This window comes from Enterobacter sichuanensis (assembly GCF_002939185.1).
Taxonomy (GTDB): domain Bacteria; phylum Pseudomonadota; class Gammaproteobacteria; order Enterobacterales; family Enterobacteriaceae; genus Enterobacter; species Enterobacter sichuanensis.
Genome location: NZ_POVL01000001.1, coordinates 1 through 18,504, shown reverse-complemented (window position 1 = coordinate 18,504; position 18,504 = coordinate 1). Strand labels below are relative to the sequence as shown.

18 protein-coding genes are annotated in these 18,504 nt (G+C 59.2%); 11 read left to right on the top strand and 7 right to left on the bottom strand.

Features of this window, described 5'->3' with window-relative positions:
• The first annotated feature begins 113 nt into the window (after nucleotides 1-113).
• The 4 genes from C5687_RS00090 (at nucleotide 114) to C5687_RS00075 (ending at nucleotide 4,575) form a co-directional block, all read left to right on the top strand.
• A complete protein-coding gene (locus C5687_RS00090) occupies nucleotides 114-1,352 on the top strand; it encodes an MFS transporter (RefSeq protein ID WP_104556193.1) in 1,239 nt (412 codons plus the stop codon).
• A gap of 15 nt (nucleotides 1,353-1,367) precedes the next feature.
• Nucleotides 1,368-2,393 (top strand): sugar phosphate isomerase/epimerase family protein, encoded by a 1,026-nt coding sequence (locus C5687_RS00085; protein ID WP_104556192.1) that lies wholly within the window; start codon nucleotides 1,368-1,370, stop codon nucleotides 2,391-2,393.
• Nucleotides 2,386-3,528 (top strand): Gfo/Idh/MocA family protein, encoded by a 1,143-nt coding sequence (locus C5687_RS00080; RefSeq protein WP_104556191.1) that lies wholly within the window; start codon nucleotides 2,386-2,388, stop codon nucleotides 3,526-3,528. Before C5687_RS00085 ends, C5687_RS00080 begins: the two co-directional genes overlap by 8 nt.
• Nucleotides 3,529-3,603: 75 nt before the next feature.
• The gene (locus tag C5687_RS00075) at nucleotides 3,604-4,575 is read left to right on the top strand and encodes a LacI family DNA-binding transcriptional regulator (protein ID WP_095441115.1); all 972 of its coding nucleotides are present in this window, start codon (nucleotides 3,604-3,606) and stop codon (nucleotides 4,573-4,575) included.
• Here C5687_RS00075 and C5687_RS00070 read toward each other — a convergent pair whose 3' ends face one another.
• Both C5687_RS00070 and C5687_RS00065 read right to left on the bottom strand, forming a co-directional pair.
• Nucleotides 4,576-5,820, bottom strand: a complete 1,245-nt coding sequence (locus C5687_RS00070) for a mechanosensitive ion channel family protein (protein ID WP_104556190.1) — start codon at nucleotides 5,818-5,820, stop codon at nucleotides 4,576-4,578.
• Between the two features lie 64 nt (nucleotides 5,821-5,884).
• Nucleotides 5,885-7,321: an MFS transporter gene (locus C5687_RS00065; protein WP_104556189.1), complete on the bottom strand. Its 1,437-nt coding sequence runs from the start codon at nucleotides 7,319-7,321 to the stop codon at nucleotides 5,885-5,887.
• A 107-nt stretch (nucleotides 7,322-7,428) separates the two neighbouring features.
• Between C5687_RS00065 and C5687_RS00060 the strand changes: the two genes are divergently transcribed.
• Together C5687_RS00060 and C5687_RS00055 are read left to right on the top strand one after the other, a co-directional pair.
• The gene (locus tag C5687_RS00060; protein ID WP_025759533.1) at nucleotides 7,429-8,298 is read left to right on the top strand and encodes a helix-turn-helix transcriptional regulator; all 870 of its coding nucleotides are present in this window, start codon (nucleotides 7,429-7,431) and stop codon (nucleotides 8,296-8,298) included.
• 153 nt (nucleotides 8,299-8,451) lie between these two features.
• Entirely contained in the window at nucleotides 8,452-9,054 is a 603-nt protein-coding gene (locus C5687_RS00055) for a hypothetical protein (protein WP_045286098.1), read from the top strand.
• A gap of 27 nt (nucleotides 9,055-9,081) precedes the next feature.
• On the opposite strand, the gene nfsB is transcribed toward C5687_RS00055, so the two are convergent.
• From nfsB to C5687_RS00040, 3 genes are all read right to left on the bottom strand, one after another.
• Nucleotides 9,082-9,735, bottom strand: a complete 654-nt coding sequence (gene nfsB / locus C5687_RS00050; protein ID WP_095441112.1) for an oxygen-insensitive NAD(P)H nitroreductase — start codon at nucleotides 9,733-9,735, stop codon at nucleotides 9,082-9,084.
• Between the two features lie 120 nt (nucleotides 9,736-9,855).
• Nucleotides 9,856-10,224, bottom strand: coding sequence for an MmcQ/YjbR family DNA-binding protein (locus C5687_RS00045; RefSeq protein WP_025759537.1), 369 nt, complete (start codon nucleotides 10,222-10,224; stop codon nucleotides 9,856-9,858).
• Nucleotides 10,214-10,804, bottom strand: coding sequence for a TetR/AcrR family transcriptional regulator (locus tag C5687_RS00040; RefSeq protein ID WP_047957941.1), 591 nt, complete (start codon nucleotides 10,802-10,804; stop codon nucleotides 10,214-10,216). Before C5687_RS00040 ends, C5687_RS00045 begins: the two co-directional genes overlap by 11 nt.
• A gap of 190 nt (nucleotides 10,805-10,994) precedes the next feature.
• Between C5687_RS00040 and C5687_RS00035 the strand changes: the two genes are divergently transcribed.
• A complete protein-coding gene (locus tag C5687_RS00035) occupies nucleotides 10,995-12,098 on the top strand; it encodes an MBL fold metallo-hydrolase (RefSeq protein ID WP_104556188.1) in 1,104 nt (367 codons plus the stop codon).
• A gap of 32 nt (nucleotides 12,099-12,130) precedes the next feature.
• A complete protein-coding gene (locus C5687_RS00030) occupies nucleotides 12,131-12,472 on the top strand; it encodes a RamA family antibiotic efflux transcriptional regulator (protein WP_010428317.1) in 342 nt (113 codons plus the stop codon).
• 50 nt (nucleotides 12,473-12,522) lie between these two features.
• Here the strand turns inward: C5687_RS00030 and C5687_RS00025 are convergent, their stop codons facing one another.
• Both C5687_RS00025 and C5687_RS00020 read right to left on the bottom strand, forming a co-directional pair.
• Nucleotides 12,523-12,771 carry a DUF1158 domain-containing protein gene (locus tag C5687_RS00025; RefSeq protein WP_025759543.1) on the bottom strand — a complete coding sequence of 83 codons (249 nt, stop codon included), beginning with the start codon at nucleotides 12,769-12,771 and terminating at the stop codon, nucleotides 12,523-12,525.
• A 121-nt stretch (nucleotides 12,772-12,892) separates the two neighbouring features.
• On the bottom strand, nucleotides 12,893-14,014 hold the full coding sequence (locus tag C5687_RS00020) for a YbdK family carboxylate-amine ligase (RefSeq protein ID WP_104556187.1): 1,122 nt from the start codon (nucleotides 14,012-14,014) through the stop codon (nucleotides 12,893-12,895).
• Between the two features lie 105 nt (nucleotides 14,015-14,119).
• Here C5687_RS00020 and C5687_RS00015 point away from each other — a divergent pair, with 105 nt between their 5' ends.
• The 3 genes from C5687_RS00015 to C5687_RS00005 all read left to right on the top strand — a co-directional run.
• Nucleotides 14,120-15,010 (top strand): oxidoreductase, encoded by an 891-nt coding sequence (locus tag C5687_RS00015; RefSeq protein WP_104556186.1) that lies wholly within the window; start codon nucleotides 14,120-14,122, stop codon nucleotides 15,008-15,010.
• A gap of 117 nt (nucleotides 15,011-15,127) precedes the next feature.
• Nucleotides 15,128-15,565: a DcrB-related protein gene (locus tag C5687_RS00010; RefSeq protein ID WP_104556185.1), complete on the top strand. Its 438-nt coding sequence runs from the start codon at nucleotides 15,128-15,130 to the stop codon at nucleotides 15,563-15,565.
• Nucleotides 15,566-15,582: 17 nt separating this feature from the next.
• Nucleotides 15,583-18,504: PAAR domain-containing protein (locus tag C5687_RS00005; RefSeq protein WP_104556184.1), on the top strand; the 2,922-nt coding region annotated here is incomplete at its 3' end.

Genomic DNA, 18,504 nt, shown 5'->3' with positions numbered 1-18,504 from the left:
ATCGTGACCCCCCTCCCAAATCTTCTACGATCCACAGGATCTTTGTTTTGTAATCGATTACTTTTTACCTGAACTGTTTTGTAATCGATTACTTTTTGAGGGTGGGGCTCGTCATGGTGTCAACAACTGAAAGTAGTGGAAAGGCGATAGCGCAGCACCGGCTGCTGGTGCCGCGGCTGTCGCTGATGATGTTTCTGCAGTTTTTTATCTGGGGCAGCTGGTCGGTCACGCTGGGTCTGGTGATGACCCAGCACAACATGTCTTTGCTGATTGGTGATGCGTTCTCTGCCGGGCCAATCGCCTCTATTCTGTCGCCGTTTGTGCTTGGCATGCTGGTGGATCGCTTCTTTGCCTCGCAAAAGGTCATGGCGGTGATGCATCTCGCCGGGGCGGCGATCTTGTGGTTTGTGCCGGGCGCGCTGATTGCTGAAAACGGTGCGCTGCTGATCGGCCTGCTGTTTGGCTACACGCTCTGCTACATGCCAACCCTTGCGCTGACCAACAACATTGCGTTTCACAGCCTGGCAAACGTCGATAAAACCTTCCCGGTGGTTCGCGTATTCGGCACGATCGGCTGGATTGCGGCGGGGATATTTATTGGCGTTACCGGTGTGGCGGCAAGCGTCACCATCTTCCAGGTGGCGGCGGCCAGCTCCGTGCTGCTGGCCCTCTATAGCCTGACGTTGCCGCACACGCCAGCCCCCGCTAAAGGGCTGCCGGTTAAGGTGCGCGATCTGTTCTGCGCGGATGCCTTCGCGCTGCTTAAAACCCGTCACTTCTTCGTCTTTTCCGTCTGCGCGATGCTGATTTCTGTGCCGCTCGGTACCTACTACGCCTATACCGCGTCTTATCTGGCAGACGCAGGGATTGCTGATGTCAGCACTGCGATGTCGTTCGGGCAGATGTCGGAGATCGTCTTCATGCTGGTGATCCCGCTGCTGTTCCGCCGCCTGGGCGTGAAAGTTATGCTGCTGATCGGCATGCTGGCGTGGTTCGTGCGTTACGCCATGTTTGCCCTCGGCGTGAGCGAAGAGGGACGTTTCCTGCTGTACATTGGCATTCTGCTGCACGGCGTGTGCTATGACTTCTTCTTTGTGGTGGGCTTTATCTACACCGACCGCGTGGCGGGCGAAAAAGTAAAAGGCCAGGCGCAGAGCATGATTGTGATGTTCACCTACGGTATCGGGATGCTGCTCGGCTCGCAGATTTCCGGGGCGCTCTACAACCGCCTGGTGGCGGGTCATACCGTGCCGCAGGCGTGGGTGACATTCTGGTGGATCCCGGCGGTGGCCGCCGCGGCGATCGCGCTTATTTTCCTTCTCACGTTCAGCTATGACGATGACAAGGCGTAACGTTCTGGAGGTGGTATGAGGACGATGAAAGGACCCGGTATTTTTCTGTCGCAGTTTATTGGCGAAGAGGCCCCGTTTAACTCGCTCGACGGCCTGGCAGGGTGGGCGGCAGATAAGGGCTATAAAGCGGTGCAGATCCCCTGCAATCATCCGCACATTTTTGATGTAGAGAAAGCCGCAGAGAGCCAGGCCTACTGCGATGACGTCACCGCTAAGCTGGCCGCACACGGGCTTGTCATCAGCGAGCTATCGACCCATCTTGAAGGGCAGCTTGTGGCGGTTAACCCGGCTTACAACGACGCGTTTGACCATTTCGCGCCCGCGTCCGTGCGCGGTAACGATGCGGCCCGCCGGGCGTGGGCCACGGAGAAACTGAAGCAGGCGGCGATCGCCTCCGCCAGACTGGGTCTGAAAGCGCACGCAACGTTCTCCGGCTCGCTGGCCTGGCCGTTTTTTTACCCGTGGCCGCCGCATAACGAGCAGCGTTTCCAGGAGGCGTTCGCGGCGCTGGCAGCCCGCTGGCGACCGATTCTGGATACCTTCGATGAACAGGGCGTAGACGTCTGTTTTGAGCTGCATCCGGGGGAAGACCTGCACGACGGGGTGACGTTTGAGCGTTTTCTGGCGCTGGTGGATAACCACCCGCGCTGCAACATTCTCTACGACCCGAGCCATATGCTGCTGCAGCAGATGGACTACCTGGCTTTTATCGACATCTATCACGCGCGCATCAAAGCATTCCACGTGAAGGATGCCGAATACCGCGCCAGCGCGCGGAGCGGGGTGTATGGCGGCTATCAGCCGTGGATCAACCGTGCCGGCCGCTTCCGTTCGCTGGGCGACGGGCAGATCGACTTCAGGGGCATTTTCAGCAAACTGACGCAGTACGACTACGACGGCTGGGCGGTACTGGAGTGGGAGTGCTGCCTGAAAGATGGCGATACCGGTGCCCGCGAAGGCAGCGAGTTTATCCGCCGCCACATTATCCCGGTCTCCGGGCGCGCGTTTGACGATTTCGCGGCAGGAGGCAGCCATGATTAACGTCGGCATTATCGGCAGCGGGTTTATCGGCCCGGCGCATATCGAGGCGCTCAGGCGCCTGGGTTTTGTGCAGGTCGTCGCGCTGTGCGACAGCTCGCTGGCGCAGGCGCAGGAAAAAGCGCGTCGGCTTAACGTCCCGCACGCCTACGGCAGCGTGGATGCGTTACTCGCACATCCCGATCTGCACGTGGTGCACAACTGCACGCCAAATCACCTGCACGCAGAGATTAACCGCCAGATCCTGCGCGCGGGAAAGCACGTCTTTTCCGAGAAGCCGCTGTGCATGACCCCGGACGAGGCCCGCGAACTGGTGGTGCTGGCAGAGCAGGCGGGTGTGGTACACGGCGTCAGCTTTGTCTATCGCCAGTTTGCGATGGTGCGACAGGCCGCGAGCATGCTACGCGCGGGCAGCGTCGGACGGGTATTTGCCGCGCACGGCAGCTATCTGCAGGACTGGATGCTGCTCGAAACCGACTACAACTGGCGGGTGGATGCCGCGCTGGGCGGGGCGTCGCGCGCGGTGGCGGATATCGGCTCCCACTGGTGCGACACGGTGCAGTTTGTCACCGGCCGCCGCATCACCGAGGTGATGGCCGACCTCGCTATCGTCTGGCCGACGCGCAAGGCTAGCGTGGCCGGAAATCAGACCTTCGTGCACGAGGAGCACGCCCGCTATGAGGACAAGCCGGTCACCACCGAAGACTTCGGATCGGTGCTGTTCCGCTTTGACGACGGCAGCAAGGGCAGCTTTAGCGTCTCGCAGGTGAGCGCCGGGCGCAAAAACCGCCTGACGTTTGAGATCAACGGCAGCGAGCGGTCGGTGGCGTGGGATCAGGAGAGCCCTCAGCAGCTGTGGATCGGCCATCGCGCACAGGCAAACCAGACGCTCAGCGACGATCCGAGCCTGATGAACCCTGATGTGGCCGACAGCGCCCATTTCCCCGGCGGGCATATTGAAGGCTGGCCGGATGCCTTCAAAAACATGATGGCGCAGTTCTACCGTGCCGTGCAGACGGGCGCAATGCCGGAACGGCCTGCGTTTGCCACCTTCCATGATGGCGCGAACGTGATGTATATCATTGATGCAATAGTAAAAAGCCACCAGCAACAGCGCTGGGTTCGCGTGGCGCAATGACGCGTTGCCCGGTTCGCCGGGCAACAAATTTATGGTAGCCTGCACAAAACGCTAACCGCAGGATGTGTCGTCGCTATGTCAATTCAGAAAATCGCTCAGCTGGCCGGGGTCTCCGTGGCGACGGTTTCCCGGGTGCTCAACAACAGCGATACCGTGAAAGCAAAAAACCGCGATCGCGTCCTGCAGGCGATTAAAGAGAGTAACTACCAGCCCAATCTGCTGGCGCGCCAGCTGCGCACGGCCCGCAGCTATATGATCCTGGTGATGGTCTCGAACATTGCCAACCCGTTCTGCGCCGAGGTGGTGAAAGGCATCGAAGAAGAGGCCGAGAAAAACGGCTACCGCATTCTGCTCTGCAACTCTGGCTCTGATATCGAACGCTCCCGCTCGGGCTTGAGCCTGCTTTCCGGCAAAATCGTCGACGGCATTATCACTATGGACGCCTTTTCGAAGCTGCCGGAACTGGCCGCGCTGATAGGTTCTGCCCCCTGGGTGCAGTGCGCCGAATACGCCGATGCCGGGACGGTTTCCTGCGTGGGGATTAACGACGTCGATGCGTCGCAGCACGCCGTCAGCCAGCTTGCTGAAGGTGGCCGCAAGCGCATTGCCATGATCAACCACGACCTCAGCTATAAATACGCCCGGCTGCGCGAGCGCGGCTACAAGAGCGTGATCCACCTTAAAGACCTGGCGTATCAGGCGGTTGAGTACGCAAGCGATCTCAGCTCCCGCGCCGGAATGGCCGCCATGCAAAATCTGCTGAAGGAAAATCCGCCGGACGCGGTATTTGCCGTTTCCGACACCCTGGCGGCAGGGGCCTTGCGCGCTATTCAGCAGGCGGGGCTGCGCGTGCCGGAGGATATTGCAGTCGTCGGTTTTGATGGCACTGAGCTGGCGGACATGATTTCGCTGACGACCATCGAACAGCCGTCGCGCAATATCGGGCGCAAGGCGGTCGATCTGCTCTTAAATAAGATCGACAACCCGGATGCGCCCACGGAAAGAGTGATGATGGACTGGCGCTTTATTTCCCGCGCCAGCACCTGATTATCTGGCGACAGCGCCTGCCAGCGAGCGAATATCGTTCCCGGTCGGTGACTGGTGTATACGCAGACCAAATTCATCCACTACCGCGAAAATATGGTCGAAGATGTCGGCCTGAATCTCTTCATATTCTGCCCAGACCACCGTATTGGTGAAGGCATATATTTCAATCGGCAGGCCGTTAGCATCCGGCGCGAGCTGGCGCACCATTAATGTCATATCTTTGCGAATCCGTGGGTGGTTGCGCAGATATTCATTCAGGTAAGCGCGGAAGGTGCCGATATTGGTCATCTTGCGCAGGTTTAATATCGATTCCCCTTCACCGTTCTGCTGATTCCACAGGTTAATCTCCTCATGACGCGCGGCCAGATAGGGCTTCAGCAGCTTCGCCTGAATAAGTTTCTGCTGTTCCTGCTCGTCGAGAAAATGAATGCTGGTGGTATCAATATTCAGGCTGCGCTTAATGCGTCGCCCACCGGAGGCGGACATGCCGCTCCAGTTGATAAAGGCGTCGGAAACCAGCGCCCACGTCGGAATGGTCGTAATCGTATTATCGAAGTTGCGCACCTTAACGGTGGTCAGCCCGATGTCCGTCACCGTGCCGTTGGCGCCGTATTTCGGCATCTCCAGCCAGTCGCCGAGCTTGAGCATGTCGTTGGCCGAGAGCTGAATACCCGCCACCAGACCCAGGATAGGGTCCTTAAACACCAGCATTAATACCGCCGCCATGGCCCCCAGACCGCTGATCAGAATCGCCGGAGACTGACCGATGAGCAGGGAGATAATTAAGATCCCCACCAGAATGGCGCTCACCAGCTTGATGCCCTGGAAGATCCCCTTCAGCGGCAGCTGCGACGCGGTGGCCATTTTCTGCGACAGATTGAAAATCACGTCCAGCAGCGAGAAGAAGGCGAGGAGGGCATACACCATCATCCACAGCTTTGCGCAGGTGGTTAATATTTCCGCCGCTTCGCTGCCTTTTTGCAGCCACAGTACCGCCTGGACGTTAACGATTATCCCCTGAAGGGTAAAGGCCAGACGGTGAAATAATTTATTCTGGGTGATGATCTGCAGCCACAAATGGCTGCTGGCCTGCGCACGCTTCTCAAAGGCCCGCAAGACAACTTTGTGCAGAATAAAATGAATGATAATGGCGGTAAGAAAAATAATACCAAAGATGATGACTAATGATGTGGTGGGGGTAATTTCGATCCCTAACTCTTCTACCTGAGCAATTAATTCCTGCATAACGTCTCCTGTATTGATGCAGCCCCATAATGGCGGCTGCGGATCTATTATGCAAATTCGCGGCTTATTTGGTGGCCTGGCAGGTTTTCCCCACGGGCAGAGACAGGCGATGGCGCATACGTAACGTTGCCAGCCCCAGAACGATCATCATGACAGTTTCCACAGCCAGGAAGACATTAATCGCCTGAGTGTAATCCCCGTGATGGTGTTGCAGCGCGTGCAGCAAAATCGCCCCAAAAATGGCCGGACCCAGCCCCAGCGCGGCCTGCTGCAGCGTGCTCAAAATGGCGCTCGCCGCCCCCGCATCGTCAGGCTGAATATCGCGCATCCCGATACGGTAGAAGCTGTTTACGATCAGCGCCTGCCCGTAGCCCACCAGACCGGTGGCGGGCGCCAGCGTCAGCGCGGTGTTATTCATGCCCCACAGGTGGAACGTCGCCATCAGCGCCAGCAGGCCGGTAATCTGGATCGCCAGGCCCGTCAGCAGAATGGTGCTGGTGCTGTAGCGGGCAATCAGACGCGGCGCGAACCACGCGGAAATAAAGTAGGTCACGCCCAGGGCGATAAAGCTGTTCCCCGATTGCCACGGCGCCATCCCCAGACCGGTTTGCATGGTGAGCGCCATACAGAACATAAACCCGGACCAGACGCTGAAAAAGAGCATCGCAATCAGGACGCCAAAGCGAACGCTGCGAAGCGAAAGCAGGCGCGGCGGGATCAGCGGATGGGCATTCTCGTGCTCCTTTTTACGGGCATTCAATACCATCAGATAGCCCAGCGGGAGAATGGCAAACAGTGCGGCCTTCAGCGGCCAGGACCAGTGCCACTGGGGGCCAAGCGCCATCGGGAACAGCAGGCAGCAGAGAATGATCGCCAGCAGGACAGTGCCCGCCCAGTCAATGCGCGAAGGCGTCTCGCGACGGGTTTCCGGCACGAAACGGCGGCTCAGCGCCAGCACCACCAGACAAATCGGGACGTTGATAAAAAAGGCGTTACGCCAGCCCAGCCCGGCGATATCCGCCGACACCAGCCAGCCGCCGCCCATCTGCCCGACGATAAACGCAATCCCGCCGATACCGCCAAACAGGCTGATAGCTTTGGCGTGGGCGGTGCCTTTCAGCGTGACGTGCAGCGTGGCAAGAATTTGCGGCATGATAAGCGCGGCCCCCGCGCCCTGAACAATGCGTGCTGCCAGCAGCTGTTCAATATTCCCCGCCATCCCGCACAGCAGCGAGGCCAGGCCAAAGCCTGCCACGCCCCACATAAACAGGCGACGGCGGCCAAAGTTATCCCCGAGCTTGCTGCCGAGGGCGAGGCAAACGGCAAAGGCCACGCCGTAGAGGGCGACAATCAGCTCCAGCTCGGTGGCGGTCGCATGCAGTGAATGGGTGATGGCGTCCAGCGCCACGTTGGTGATTGAGGTATCTATCATCGGCAGCATCTGGCCGGTTAACAGCAATATCAGGCCAGCGCGACCCGGTGAAACTACTGACGTATTCATGGTAACTCCATTGCGTCATTCAACAGATGGTCGTAGCATCAACCATCTGATAAACGGGTACCAGTTCTTGCTTATACTGGTATTGGCACTACCATGCAGGGGGATTTATGGCCTTGATGTCTGAACCCGTCGCCTCACATCAGGATGACACCCGAAAACAGCTGGGGGCATTTTTACGTGCCCGTCGTGAAAGCCTCGATCCACAGCGTCTTGGCCTGCCGCGCAGCGGTCGACGCCGTACGCCGGGTCTGCGCCGGGAAGAGGTGGCAATGCTCGCGGACGTGGGGGTGACCTGGTACACCTGGCTGGAGCAGGGGCGGGACGTCAATCCCTCCAGCGCGGTGATGGCCGCTATTGCAAAAGCGCTGCAGTGTACCCCGACCGAAGCCCGGCACCTGTTTGTGCTGGCAGGGCTGCCGCCGGGTGAAGCGCCGCAGGCGGTCTGTTGCGAGGGTATCAGTGAAGGCACGCGCCGCCTGCTGGATACGCTGATGCCGAAACCCGCCAGCATTCAGAAACCGAACTTCGACATCGTGGCGTGGAATGACAGCTTCGGACATCTGATGGGCGTCGATTTCAATGACATTCCGCCGGAAGACCGCAACTGCATTTACCTGTTTCTCACCCATCCGGCGTGGCGCGCACGTCTTGGCAGACGCGACGATGTGCTGCCCATCTTTGTCTCCTACTTCCGCGCGGCGATGGCCGAACACCGGGGCGATCCGCTGTGGGAGGCCAAACTGGCGCGCTTCTTTGCAGTGTCGGAGGAGTTTAAAACGTTGTGGCACCAGCGCAACGACGTGCGCGGCGTAGAGAACCAGCTCAAGTTGTTTACCCATCCGGAGCTGGGGGACTTTACGCTGCAGCAGATGTACTGGTACTCCGCGCCGCGAAACGGGTCACGGCTGCTGGTGTATCTGCCGGTGGATGAGGCGGGGGAGCGGGCAATGGAATGGCTGGCGGCGCAGGGTAAATAAGTTTTTTGCGAGAGGCTTTCAGGGAATAAGAGCCGAATCTGCTGAGTGGAGGAGACCGGTGTAATGTGGGGGTTAACTTAAACCAATCGACTGAATCGACATCATTTCGATGAGGTGTTAAGTCGTCTATACTCACGCCATGAGAAACCACCCATGTCGCCACTGATGATTGATTCCGCAGATTTCAGCCAAAAATTAGGCCTTATCTCCCGAAACGTCGAACATACTGAAGCGTTTCTTGCGCGAGGCACGGTGGATTTTCATCTGCCCGGATTTATGCTGCCTGAGGGATATCGCCTGTTAAAATCGCGCTACGGCGATGAATACCGTCTCGTGACCACCGACGATGGAAAACCTTATACCGCGTATGCGGTGAAGTTAACGTTCCATAAAGAAATTACGTTTCCTCACGGCGCAGCGACACAGGTTATGGTCTGGCGTACGCCGCGCGCTGTCCATCAGCGTGTCATCAGTGGATTACCACAATCCTTCTTTCAATGGGTGTTAAGCGAATACGACATTGTTGTGTCTGACAGTGAGCAAACCGGAGACGGTCAGCGGTTTTGGTTACGCATGATCGACTGGGCGTTCAGCATGAATTATCGGATAAGCGTGGCGGACGGTACGGTAGGAGAAGAGTGGCATTTAACACCGGTGAGTTCATACGCCGAGCTGGAAGAGCGCTGGATTGCGTTTGCCTGGGGATACGATCGCGATGTCCATCCACATCGCAGGTTAGTCATCAGTAAAGCGTAACGGGCCGCATAGCGCGGCCCGTGTTAATTAGCACTCTGTCACAATCGTGCTCAGCGGCAGGCGAGATTTTGGCAGCGTGGCGTTGAAATCTTCCACGCTGTGGTGTCCAACCGGCACCACCACCAGGCTGGTGAAGCCTTTTTCTTTCAGACCAAACTCTGCGTCGAGGATCGCCGCGTCGAAACCTTCAATCGGTACCGCGTCCAGGCCCAGCGCAGCCACGCCCAGCAGGAAGTTACCGACGTTCAGGTAAACCTGTTTCGCCATCCACTGGTCGTCATCTTTCAGATCCACGCGGTGCATATCGGCAAAGTAGTGACGGCCTTTGTTATTGGCTGCTTTCGCTTCCGGCGTGGCAAAGCGACCATCAGCCTCTTCCTGATCCACAACGCGTTCCAGCCAGGCGTCATCCATCGCGGTTTTCGCGCAGAACACCACCACGTGAGAAGCATCGAGCATTTTGCGTTCGTTGAACACATAGGTACCCGCGGCAGATTTCGCCACGCGCGCTTTTCCTTCCTCGGTGCTGGCCACAATAAAGTGCCACGGCTGGGAGTTGGTGCTGGACGGGCTGTACTGCAGCAGGGTTTTGATTTTTTCCGCTTCTTCAGCGGTCAGTTTTTTGGCTGGGTCGAACGCCTTAGTGGAGTGGCGTTTCAGGGCGACAGAAATGATATCCATAACAACTCCTGGTGATGAAATTCGCCCGCGTGCGGGCGCGAAAGATGAGCAGATTACAGCGGGACGTGGAAAAAGATAAGTGCATTTCGAGCGCTTAATCTGTTCGTCTCAGACGAACAATCAGGCCGGCCTGATCCACTTCTGGTCTTTTTTTGGCAGTTTATCCACCACCAGATGCCAGGAATCCGTAATCAGGTCAGTCACCAGCTCTGGCGTGACGTCGTCCGTACCGTAGAGGGAGATCCAGTGCTTTTTGTTGAGGTGATAGCCCGGTTCAACGCCGCGATAGATCTGCTGATTTAACAGCGATTTTTCCGGGTCTGACTTCAGGCTGACGTGCGGCCGCCCGTGCGCGACCGCCACAATCATAAAAATTTTTCCGCCCACTTTAAACACGTCAAATTCTGGCCCAAACGGCCAACAGTGTTCGGTAAAGGGCAACTCCAGCGCCACGCGTTTGGCGTGCTCCTGCAAGGATTTACTCTCCATCGCTCTCTTCCTGGGCAAGCCCGCGCCACATCACCTCAAAGCCGAGCGCTTTAAATTCGACGGCGCGGGAAGGATCGCGGGTGGCAAATTCCATCGTGGATTCGGCCAGCGATAAGAACAGCGCATCGCCGAACGTTTTGAACTCATCAGACATAAACACCTGACGCACCGAGCGACGGCAAAGTTCATGCAGCTCTGGGAACATCTCTTTCACCGCGTGTTCCGTTTCGGCGCTCAGCTTTTCACTGACGCCAATCTGGCGGATAGCCGCATGGGCAACCGGGTTACGAATTCCCCAGTCCACATAGCTGTTCCAGATATTGCGGGTATGTTCTTTTGGCAGCGTGATGGTGCGATCGAGGTTCGCCAGCATGGTCTGGCAGAGATCCTGCTTCAGGTGCAGGTAGAGGGCATTCAGCAGATCGTCTTTTGTAGCAAAGTAGCGGAACAGGGTGCCTTCGGCGACACCCGCCTTACGGGCAATGAGCGCCGTTGAGGCGGCAATACCTGACTGTGCAAATGCCACCGTTGCGGCTTCCAGTAAGGCCTGTTTTTTATCTTCACTCTTCGGACGTGCCACTAAATTTTTCCCCCTGTCAATGATAAAAACCCTGATTGAAACACGTGCTTTGACCCGCTGCAACGCGGAATGTCAAAGATCGAAAACGTCTTGACGACTTTCTCATCACATCTATAATGAGTGCTTACTCACTCATAATCAAGTTTACCCCGCGCAAACTATCGGATGGGGCGCGTTTTCGGGTCAGGATATGAAAAAACCTCTCTTCATCTGCGTGGTGTTAATCATGATTTTAGCTTCAGCTGCGAGTTTACCGTGTGTTCTGAATGCCGGATTTGGCCAGCCGCCGCAGGGTGAGCAACTGACAGCAGTGGAGGCCTCTCCCCAGTATCGTGAGGGGAAATTCCACAACACGCTGCCGACGCCGGGGTATAACGGCGACAAAAATATGCTGGTCGCGATGTGGGATTTCCTGACCAAAACAACCGATAACGCACGCCCGGCCCGGCCGCTGCCGCTGGTAAAAACCGATCTTGCGAGCCTGCCGCTGGAGCAGGACACCCTGGTGTGGCTTGGCCACTCCTCGTGGTACCTGCAGCTGGCGGGCAAACGCATTTTGATTGACCCGGTACTCGGCAACTATGCCGCACCGTTCTCGTTCCTCAATAAAGCGTTTGCCGGCGAGTATCCGTGGCGGGCAGAAAGCATGCCGGAGATCGACCTGCTGATTATTTCGCATGATCACTACGATCATCTGGATTACGCCACCATCAGGGCGCTGCTGCCAAAGGTGAAGCGCGTGGTCACGCCGCTGGGCGTGGGTTCCCACCTGCGTTACTGGGGAATGAACCCCGAGATTATCGACGAGCGCGACTGGAACCAGTCGGTGCGCATCAGCGATGAGCTGACGGTGCACGTTCTGCCGGCGCGTCACTTCTCCGGGCGGGGTATCAAACGCGATCGCACCCTGTGGGGTAGCTTTATGTTCGTCACGCCGGAACAGAAGGTTTACTACAGCGGTGATTCCGGTTACGGCCCGCACTTTAAGGCCATCGGCGAGCAGTTTGGCGAGGTTGACCTGGCCATCATGGAAAACGGTCAGTACGACCAGGACTGGAAGTACATCCACATGCTGCCGGAGGAGACAGCGCAGGCGTCGGCAGATCTTGGCGCCAAAGCCGTGGTGCCCGGACATAACGGACGCTTCGTGCTGGCGAAACACGCCTGGAACGACCCGCTGATCCAGCTGGCCAACGCCAGCAAGGATCAAAATTATCGGCTGCTGACACCGGAACTGGGCGAGCCCGTCCGGGTGAGTGACACCACGCAAACATTCCGTACGTGGTGGGAATAATGTTTAAGCGAGAAGCAGAGGGGGAGAGCAGTATGACCATTTCCGCTCAAGTCATCGACACTATCGTCGAATGGATCGACGACAACCTGCACCAGCCATTACGTATAGAAGAGATTGCCCGTCACGCGGGCTACTCGAAATGGCATCTGCAGCGGTTGTTTATGCAGTACAAAGGGGAGAGTCTGGGACGCTATATCCGTGAACGCAAGCTGCTGCTGGCGGCGCGCGATCTGCGTGAATCCGACGCCCGGGTATACGATATCTGCCTGCGTTACGGGTTTGATTCGCAGCAGACGTTTACCCGCATCTTCACCCGCACCTTCAACCAGCCGCCTGGCGCGTACCGCAAAGAGAACCATAGCCAGACACATTAACCTGTCGTGTGTAGGCCGGGTAAGGCGTAGCCGCCACCCGGCTTTTTTGCTTACGACGCCAGTGAAAACCAGCGGCGCCAGACGAAACGCAACACGAAGAATTCGATCGCCCCGAGCAGTAAAAACCACACGCAGAACAGAATGGTGTAAAGCTGGTTAAGGTCGACCATATGAAAGGTGGTCACCAGCTTCTGCGCCAGCACCAGCCCAAGCGAGGGCGCAGGGAGCAGCAGACACGAAAGCAGGGCCAGCAATAAAATGCCGCCTGCCGTGAGCAGCGATTCTAACGGGTGTTTCATCGTAATGTTAATCGTCAGTTAAAAATGTCATTGTCCGGCATCCCGGCACGTTAAGCAATTTAAACCCGTCACCCGGTTTCTCCCTCGCCCCTTTGGGGTGTATGGTCCGCAGTCTGGTCGCTTACGGACTCGTCGCCCACAGCTCGCAGTGTTTCTGCACCAGTGAAATAAGCGATCCGCCGTCGGCGATAAAGTCGCGCATGCGCTGCGCCTCGCTCTTGCCCTGCTTTAACAGCAGAGCAATTTCATTGATTGCGCTTGCCGCGCCGAGCTTCTCGGCCGACGGCGCAACCTGCTCCAGCAGCCAGGCGATATCCTTCGCCACGGTTTTATGCTCGCCGGTATGCACATCCGTCAGAATACCTTCCAGCCCATAGCGACAGGCCTGGAAACGGTTAAAGCGATAGAGCAGAAAATCCTTTTCCTGATGCTTATAAGGCCGCGTGGTCAGCAGCCAGTGGGATGTCGCCTGAATCAGCCCGGCGATATTAATCGCGTGGCCGAGGGTCAGCGGCGTATCCATCACCCGCACCTCCACGGTGCCAAAATGCGGGCTGGGGCGAATGTCCCAGTGCAGATCTTTAATGCTGTCGATCATGCTCGTGGAACTCAGGCGTCGGAACAGCCCTTCGAACTCCTGCCAGCTGTTGACCCACGGCATCTGACCGTTATCCGGAAAACCCGAAAAGATATTGAGCCGCGACGAGGCAAATTTCGTGTCCGTGCCCTGCATGTACGGCGATGCCGCCGCCAGGGCGATAAAGTGCGGCACAAAGCGCGACAGGCCGTGCAGCAGGTAGATGGCGTCATCCCCGGTCCGACAGCCGACATGCACGTGCTGGCCGAACACCGTGGCCTGCAAAATCAGATAGCCAAAGCGCTCCAGCGTGATGTTATAGCGCTCGTCGTCGCACACCTCCTGACGCTGCCACTTCTGGAACGGATGCGTCCCGCCGCCGCAAATCTGGATGTGCTGCTCCGCCGCCGCGCGCAGGATGCTCTGCTGCATCATCGAGAACTGCGCCGCCGCCTGGTCGATGTTCTGACACACGCCGGTAGCGATTTCGAGCATGCTTTCGGTGATATCGTGCTTCACTTCCCCGCCTTTAATGTCGTCTTTGACGGCGGCAATAAGCGCGGAGGAGTCCTGGCTCAGATCGTAGCCTGGCGGATTAACCACCTGCAGTTCCAGTTCGATGCCAAGGGTAAAAGGTTCAGAGGATTTGAAATCAGGTAAAGGCATGGCGCACTCCGTTGTCTGTAGAGTGATGAGTATAGACAACGACGTGGCGCTCACTTTTCAGGGTGGTATAACTGTTAGCAGGCTTAGCGAAAAGGGGAGTTCACCATGTCTGACAATCCAGTGATTGCGCTGCTGGGTCCTGGCGCAATTGGTACCACCATTGCCGCGGTGCTGCATGAGGCGGGCCGCACGCCGCTGCTGTGCGGACGCACCGCGCATCCTGAACTGCGCTTGCGCGACGATGAGGGGGAAACGGTTGTGCCCGGTCCGGTATTAACCGATCCGAGCGTCATCGCGCGCCCGGCCGATCTGGTGTTTGTGGCGGTAAAAACGACGCAAAATGCCGACAGCGCCGGGTGGCTGCGCGCGCTGTGTGATGAAAACACGGTTGTCTGCGCCCTGCAAAACGGCGTTGAGCAAAAAGCCCAGCTTGAGCCGTGGGTCAACGGCGCCACGGTGCTGCCGTCGGTGGTCTGGTTCCCGGCCCAGCGCGAGCCGGATGCCTCCGTATGGCTGCGCGCCAGGCCGCGACTGACTCTGCCGGACGTGCCGCAGGCAAAACGGGTGGTGGATGCGTTGCAGGGGACACGCTGCGCGGTTGAACTCTCGGCAGACTTCTCAACGGTGGCCTGGCGCAAGCTGCTGCAAAACGCCGTTGCCGGGCTGATGGTGCTGGCTAACCGCCGCGCCGGCATGTTCAGACGCGAGGATGTCAGCGAACTTTCGCTGGCCTATCTACGCGAAGGCCTTGCCGTCGCCCGCGCCGAAGGGGCGACGCTGGAGGATGAGGTCGCACAAGAGATCCTGGCGAACTTCCAGCGTGCGCCCGCGGATTTGGGCACCTCGATCCTCGCCGACCGCCAGGCGGATCGCCCGCTGGAGTGGGATATCCGCAACGGCGTGATCCAGCGCTACGGCCGCAAACACGGTATTGCGGTGCCCATCAGTGACGTGGTGGTCCCGCTGCTGGCGGCGGGGAGCGAGGGGCCGGGCTAACGGCCGCTGTTTTTGCATTCGGTGAGGGCTGGCGTGTGGCAATAATCTGGGGATAGTCAGCCTTAAACACATATGCGAAACTTACCGCTTCTGAAAAAATGTGGTGGGACCCGCTCAATGTCAGAACAACATTCGCAGTGCCTGTTCAGTGAAGGACAGATCACCTTTCCTGAGGGTTATCAGGATCGTACCGTCAACGTATTCGCGCCGCCTTCAGCGGATGCGCCGGCGTTCAACATCTCCCGCGATGCCCTCAATCCCGGCGAAGCGCTTGCCGCGTATATCGATCGCCAGCTCGCGCTGATGGCAAAACACATCAAGGCCTGGAAGCAGGGTGAGCGCAGCGCCGCTACGCTTGGCGACAACCTTTCACAGGGTGAAATTGTCCATGCCAGCTACCTGCGCGACGGGAAACGCATCTGGCAGCAGCAGGCCGTCTTTAATACCAACAGCGATAAAGTCCTGGTCTTCACCATGACCTGCACCCGCACGCCGGGCGATGCCGACAGCGCGCTGTTTGGCGAACTTCTCAGGAGCTTCCGCTTCCACCATTAACTTCAGGGACCGTTGTTATGTTTGAAGCAGCACGCGTAGGTGATGATATCGGCCACTCCGGTGCGCTGGCCGGGATGATTGCCGGAACGATTGTCGGTGGCCTGATTGCCGCCGCCGGGGGCATTCTGGCGGGGGCCATGTTTATTGCCGGTCTCGGCGCATCCTGTCTTGGCGTGGGCGTCCTGCTCGTCGGCGCCAGCCTGGCCGTGGGGTATTACACCGGGGAGCTGGCGACCGCCGCCCGGGACAGCATCGCGGACGCCGGGGCATCCAGCATGACGAAGAAAGGCGTCATCACCTCCGGCTCCCCGAACGTGTTTATCAACGGTAAACCCGCCGCGCTTGCCACCGATAGCACCGTCGACTGTTCTGACGACGGCTCGCAGCAGATGGCCGAAGGCTCCAAGCGCGTCTCCATTAACAGCCAGCCAGCCTCCCGCATCGGGGATCGCACCACCTGCGACGCGAAGGTCATGACCGGTTCGAATAACGTCATTATCGGCGGCGACCCGCAGCAAACCCTGCCCATTCAGTCTGAAGTGCCCGAGTGGCTCTATAAAGTCTCCGATCTGACCCTGCTGTTCGCCGGGCTTATCGGCGGCTGGGGCGGGGCCGCTGGCAAAGTCGGGGCGCTCTCTAAGCTGCTGGGCAAAATCCCCGGCATCAACAAGCTGGCCCGTATCGCCTGTCGCGCCGGCACGCTGATGACCGGCGTGGCGGCCGCGGGGATTATCGCCCGCCCGGTGGATATCGTCAGCGGACAGAAGTTTCTCAGCGGGGATGACGAGCTGGACTTCGTCCTGCCTTCCCGTCTGCCAGTGCGCTGGCAGCGCTACTGGCGCAGCGGCAACCCCGGCGACAGCGTGCTGGGCCGCGGCTGGAGCCTGTTCTGGGAAAGCCGCCTGGAGGCGTATCAGGACGGCCTGGTGTGGCGCGCGCCGTCCGGCGATTACGTCGCCTTCCCGAAGGTGCCGAAAGGGCTGCGCTCCTACTGCGAAAGTGAAAAGAACTGGCTTGAACATCACCAGGACGACAGCTGGTCGGTGTATGACGTCAGCGGCGAGCGCTGGCACTATGCGCCGCTTAAGGAAGATGCCCCGTCGCTGCTCCAGCGCATCTCTGAACCCTGCGGCAACGATATCCTCTTCGAGTGGAATGCGGATAATACCCTGCATGCCCTGACCGACAGCGCGGGCCAGCGCGTGGTCTGCCGCTACGATCGTGACAGGCTCCTCGGCGCCTGGCTGGATGACGAGATCTGTCTGGTCAGTTACGATTATGATGAACAGCGCCAGCTGGTCTGTGTGACCGGCCGGGGCGGTAGCGTGCGCCGACGCTTTAGCTGGCAGGACGGGCTGATGAGCGCCCACGAGGACGCCAACGGCCTGCTGAGCGAATACCGCTGGCGGGAGATTGACGGCCTGCCGCGCGTGGTCGGCTTCCGCCACAGCGGCGGCGAACAGCTGACGTTCGAATACGATTTTGAAAACGGCACCCGCCGTGCGACCCGCGAAGATGGCGCGCAGGCGCACTGGCTGGTGGATGACGACGACAACGTTGCCCGCTTCACGGATTACGACGGTCGCCAGACGACGTTTGTCTACCGCGACGGCGAGCTCTGCGACGTTATTCTGCCGGGCGGGGCGATGCGCCGCAGCACGTGGGACAAATACGGTCGCATGACCAGCGAGACGGACCCGGCGGGCCGCCGCACGGAGTATCACTGGCATCGCCTGACCGACCGCATCACCCGCACGGTATACCCGGACGGCACCTCATCGCAGGCCATCTACGACCTTCGCGGTCGCCTGCTGGCGGAAACCGATCCGGCCGGTAGCACCACCGCGTATCGCTATCCCGACGATGAAGAAAACCTGCCGGAGAGCATCACCGACGCCATCGGCGGCGTGGTGCGTCTGGTCTGGAACCACCAGGGGCTGCTGACGCAGCGCACCGACTGCTCCGGCAGCATCACCCGCTTCACCTACGACCGTTTCGGGCAACTGGTTGCCAGCGAGGATGCGGAAGGGAACATCACGCGCCGGGAGTGGAGCCGCGCCGGGCTGCTGAGCGCTGTGATCCATCCGGACGGCAGCCGCGAGTCGCTGGTGTGGAACGAACGCGGCCAGCTCACGGGCTGGCGCGACCCGCTGGAAAGTGAAGTGACCTGGGCCTATAACGCGCTCGGCCTCCCGGTCAGCCTCACCGACCGTATTGGCCGCGTGCGCCAGTGGCGCTACGACCCGCGCGGTAACCTGCTGCGACTCGATAACGGCAACGGGGCGGAATACCGCTTCACCTACGACGCCGTGGGCCGCCCGCTCAGCGAAACGCGCCCGGACGAGACCGTGCGCCATATGGAATGGGACGCGCGAGGGTTCCTCTGCGCGCTCGAAGAAAACGGCCGACCTGCCGCCGACGGCGGCATCGCCCGTCGCGTCCAGCAGTTCAGCTATGACGACAGCGGGCTGCTGATCGGGCGCACTCAGCGCCACGCGGAGTACCGCTATTTCCGCGACCTGAGCGGCCAGATTACCCGCATCCGCCGCACGCCAACCGCCGAAGGCGTTGCCCTGGGTATCGAAAGCGATGAGATCGCTTACCGCCACGATGACGCCGGGCGCGTGCTGAGCGAATCCGGCATTAACGGCAAGGTGGGCTACGAATGGGATGCCCTGAGCAACCTGACCGGCCTGACCCTGCCCGGCGAGCAAAAGCTGGCGTGGCTGCACTACGGCTCCGGCCACGTCAGCGCCATCCGCTTCGGGCAGCAGCTGGTGACTGAGTTCACCCGCGACCGTCTGCACCGCGAGGTGCGCCGCACCCAGGGCGCGCGCGAGCAGCTCCGTCAGTATGACAGCCTCGGCAGACGCACCCTGCAGCGCAGTGAGCTAAGTACGGACGTGACCCTGCCGGAGCAGGCGCTACTGGAACGCCTC

Excerpts from the sequence above, each read along its gene's own strand:
- C5687_RS00090 (WP_104556193.1), top strand. The coding sequence starts at position 114 with ATGGTGTCAACAACTGAAAGTAGTGGAAAGGCGATAGCGCAGCACCGG.
- C5687_RS00085 (WP_104556192.1), top strand. The coding sequence starts at position 1,368 with ATGAGGACGATGAAAGGACCCGGTATTTTTCTGTCGCAGTTTATTGGC.
- C5687_RS00080 (WP_104556191.1), top strand. The coding sequence starts at position 2,386 with ATGATTAACGTCGGCATTATCGGCAGCGGGTTTATCGGCCCGGCGCAT.
- C5687_RS00075 (WP_095441115.1), top strand. The coding sequence starts at position 3,604 with ATGTCAATTCAGAAAATCGCTCAGCTGGCCGGGGTCTCCGTGGCGACG.
- C5687_RS00070 (WP_104556190.1), bottom strand. The coding sequence starts at position 5,820 with ATGCAGGAATTAATTGCTCAGGTAGAAGAGTTAGGGATCGAAATTACC.
- C5687_RS00065 (WP_104556189.1), bottom strand. The coding sequence starts at position 7,321 with ATGAATACGTCAGTAGTTTCACCGGGTCGCGCTGGCCTGATATTGCTG.
- C5687_RS00060 (WP_025759533.1), top strand. The coding sequence starts at position 7,429 with ATGGCCTTGATGTCTGAACCCGTCGCCTCACATCAGGATGACACCCGA.
- C5687_RS00055 (WP_045286098.1), top strand. The coding sequence starts at position 8,452 with ATGTCGCCACTGATGATTGATTCCGCAGATTTCAGCCAAAAATTAGGC.
- nfsB (WP_095441112.1), bottom strand. The coding sequence starts at position 9,735 with ATGGATATCATTTCTGTCGCCCTGAAACGCCACTCCACTAAGGCGTTC.
- C5687_RS00045 (WP_025759537.1), bottom strand. The coding sequence starts at position 10,224 with ATGGAGAGTAAATCCTTGCAGGAGCACGCCAAACGCGTGGCGCTGGAG.
- C5687_RS00035 (WP_104556188.1), top strand. The coding sequence starts at position 10,995 with ATGAAAAAACCTCTCTTCATCTGCGTGGTGTTAATCATGATTTTAGCT.
- C5687_RS00030 (WP_010428317.1), top strand. The coding sequence starts at position 12,131 with ATGACCATTTCCGCTCAAGTCATCGACACTATCGTCGAATGGATCGAC.
- C5687_RS00025 (WP_025759543.1), bottom strand. The coding sequence starts at position 12,771 with ATGAAACACCCGTTAGAATCGCTGCTCACGGCAGGCGGCATTTTATTG.
- C5687_RS00020 (WP_104556187.1), bottom strand. The coding sequence starts at position 14,014 with ATGCCTTTACCTGATTTCAAATCCTCTGAACCTTTTACCCTTGGCATC.
- C5687_RS00015 (WP_104556186.1), top strand. The coding sequence starts at position 14,120 with ATGTCTGACAATCCAGTGATTGCGCTGCTGGGTCCTGGCGCAATTGGT.
- C5687_RS00010 (WP_104556185.1), top strand. The coding sequence starts at position 15,128 with ATGTCAGAACAACATTCGCAGTGCCTGTTCAGTGAAGGACAGATCACC.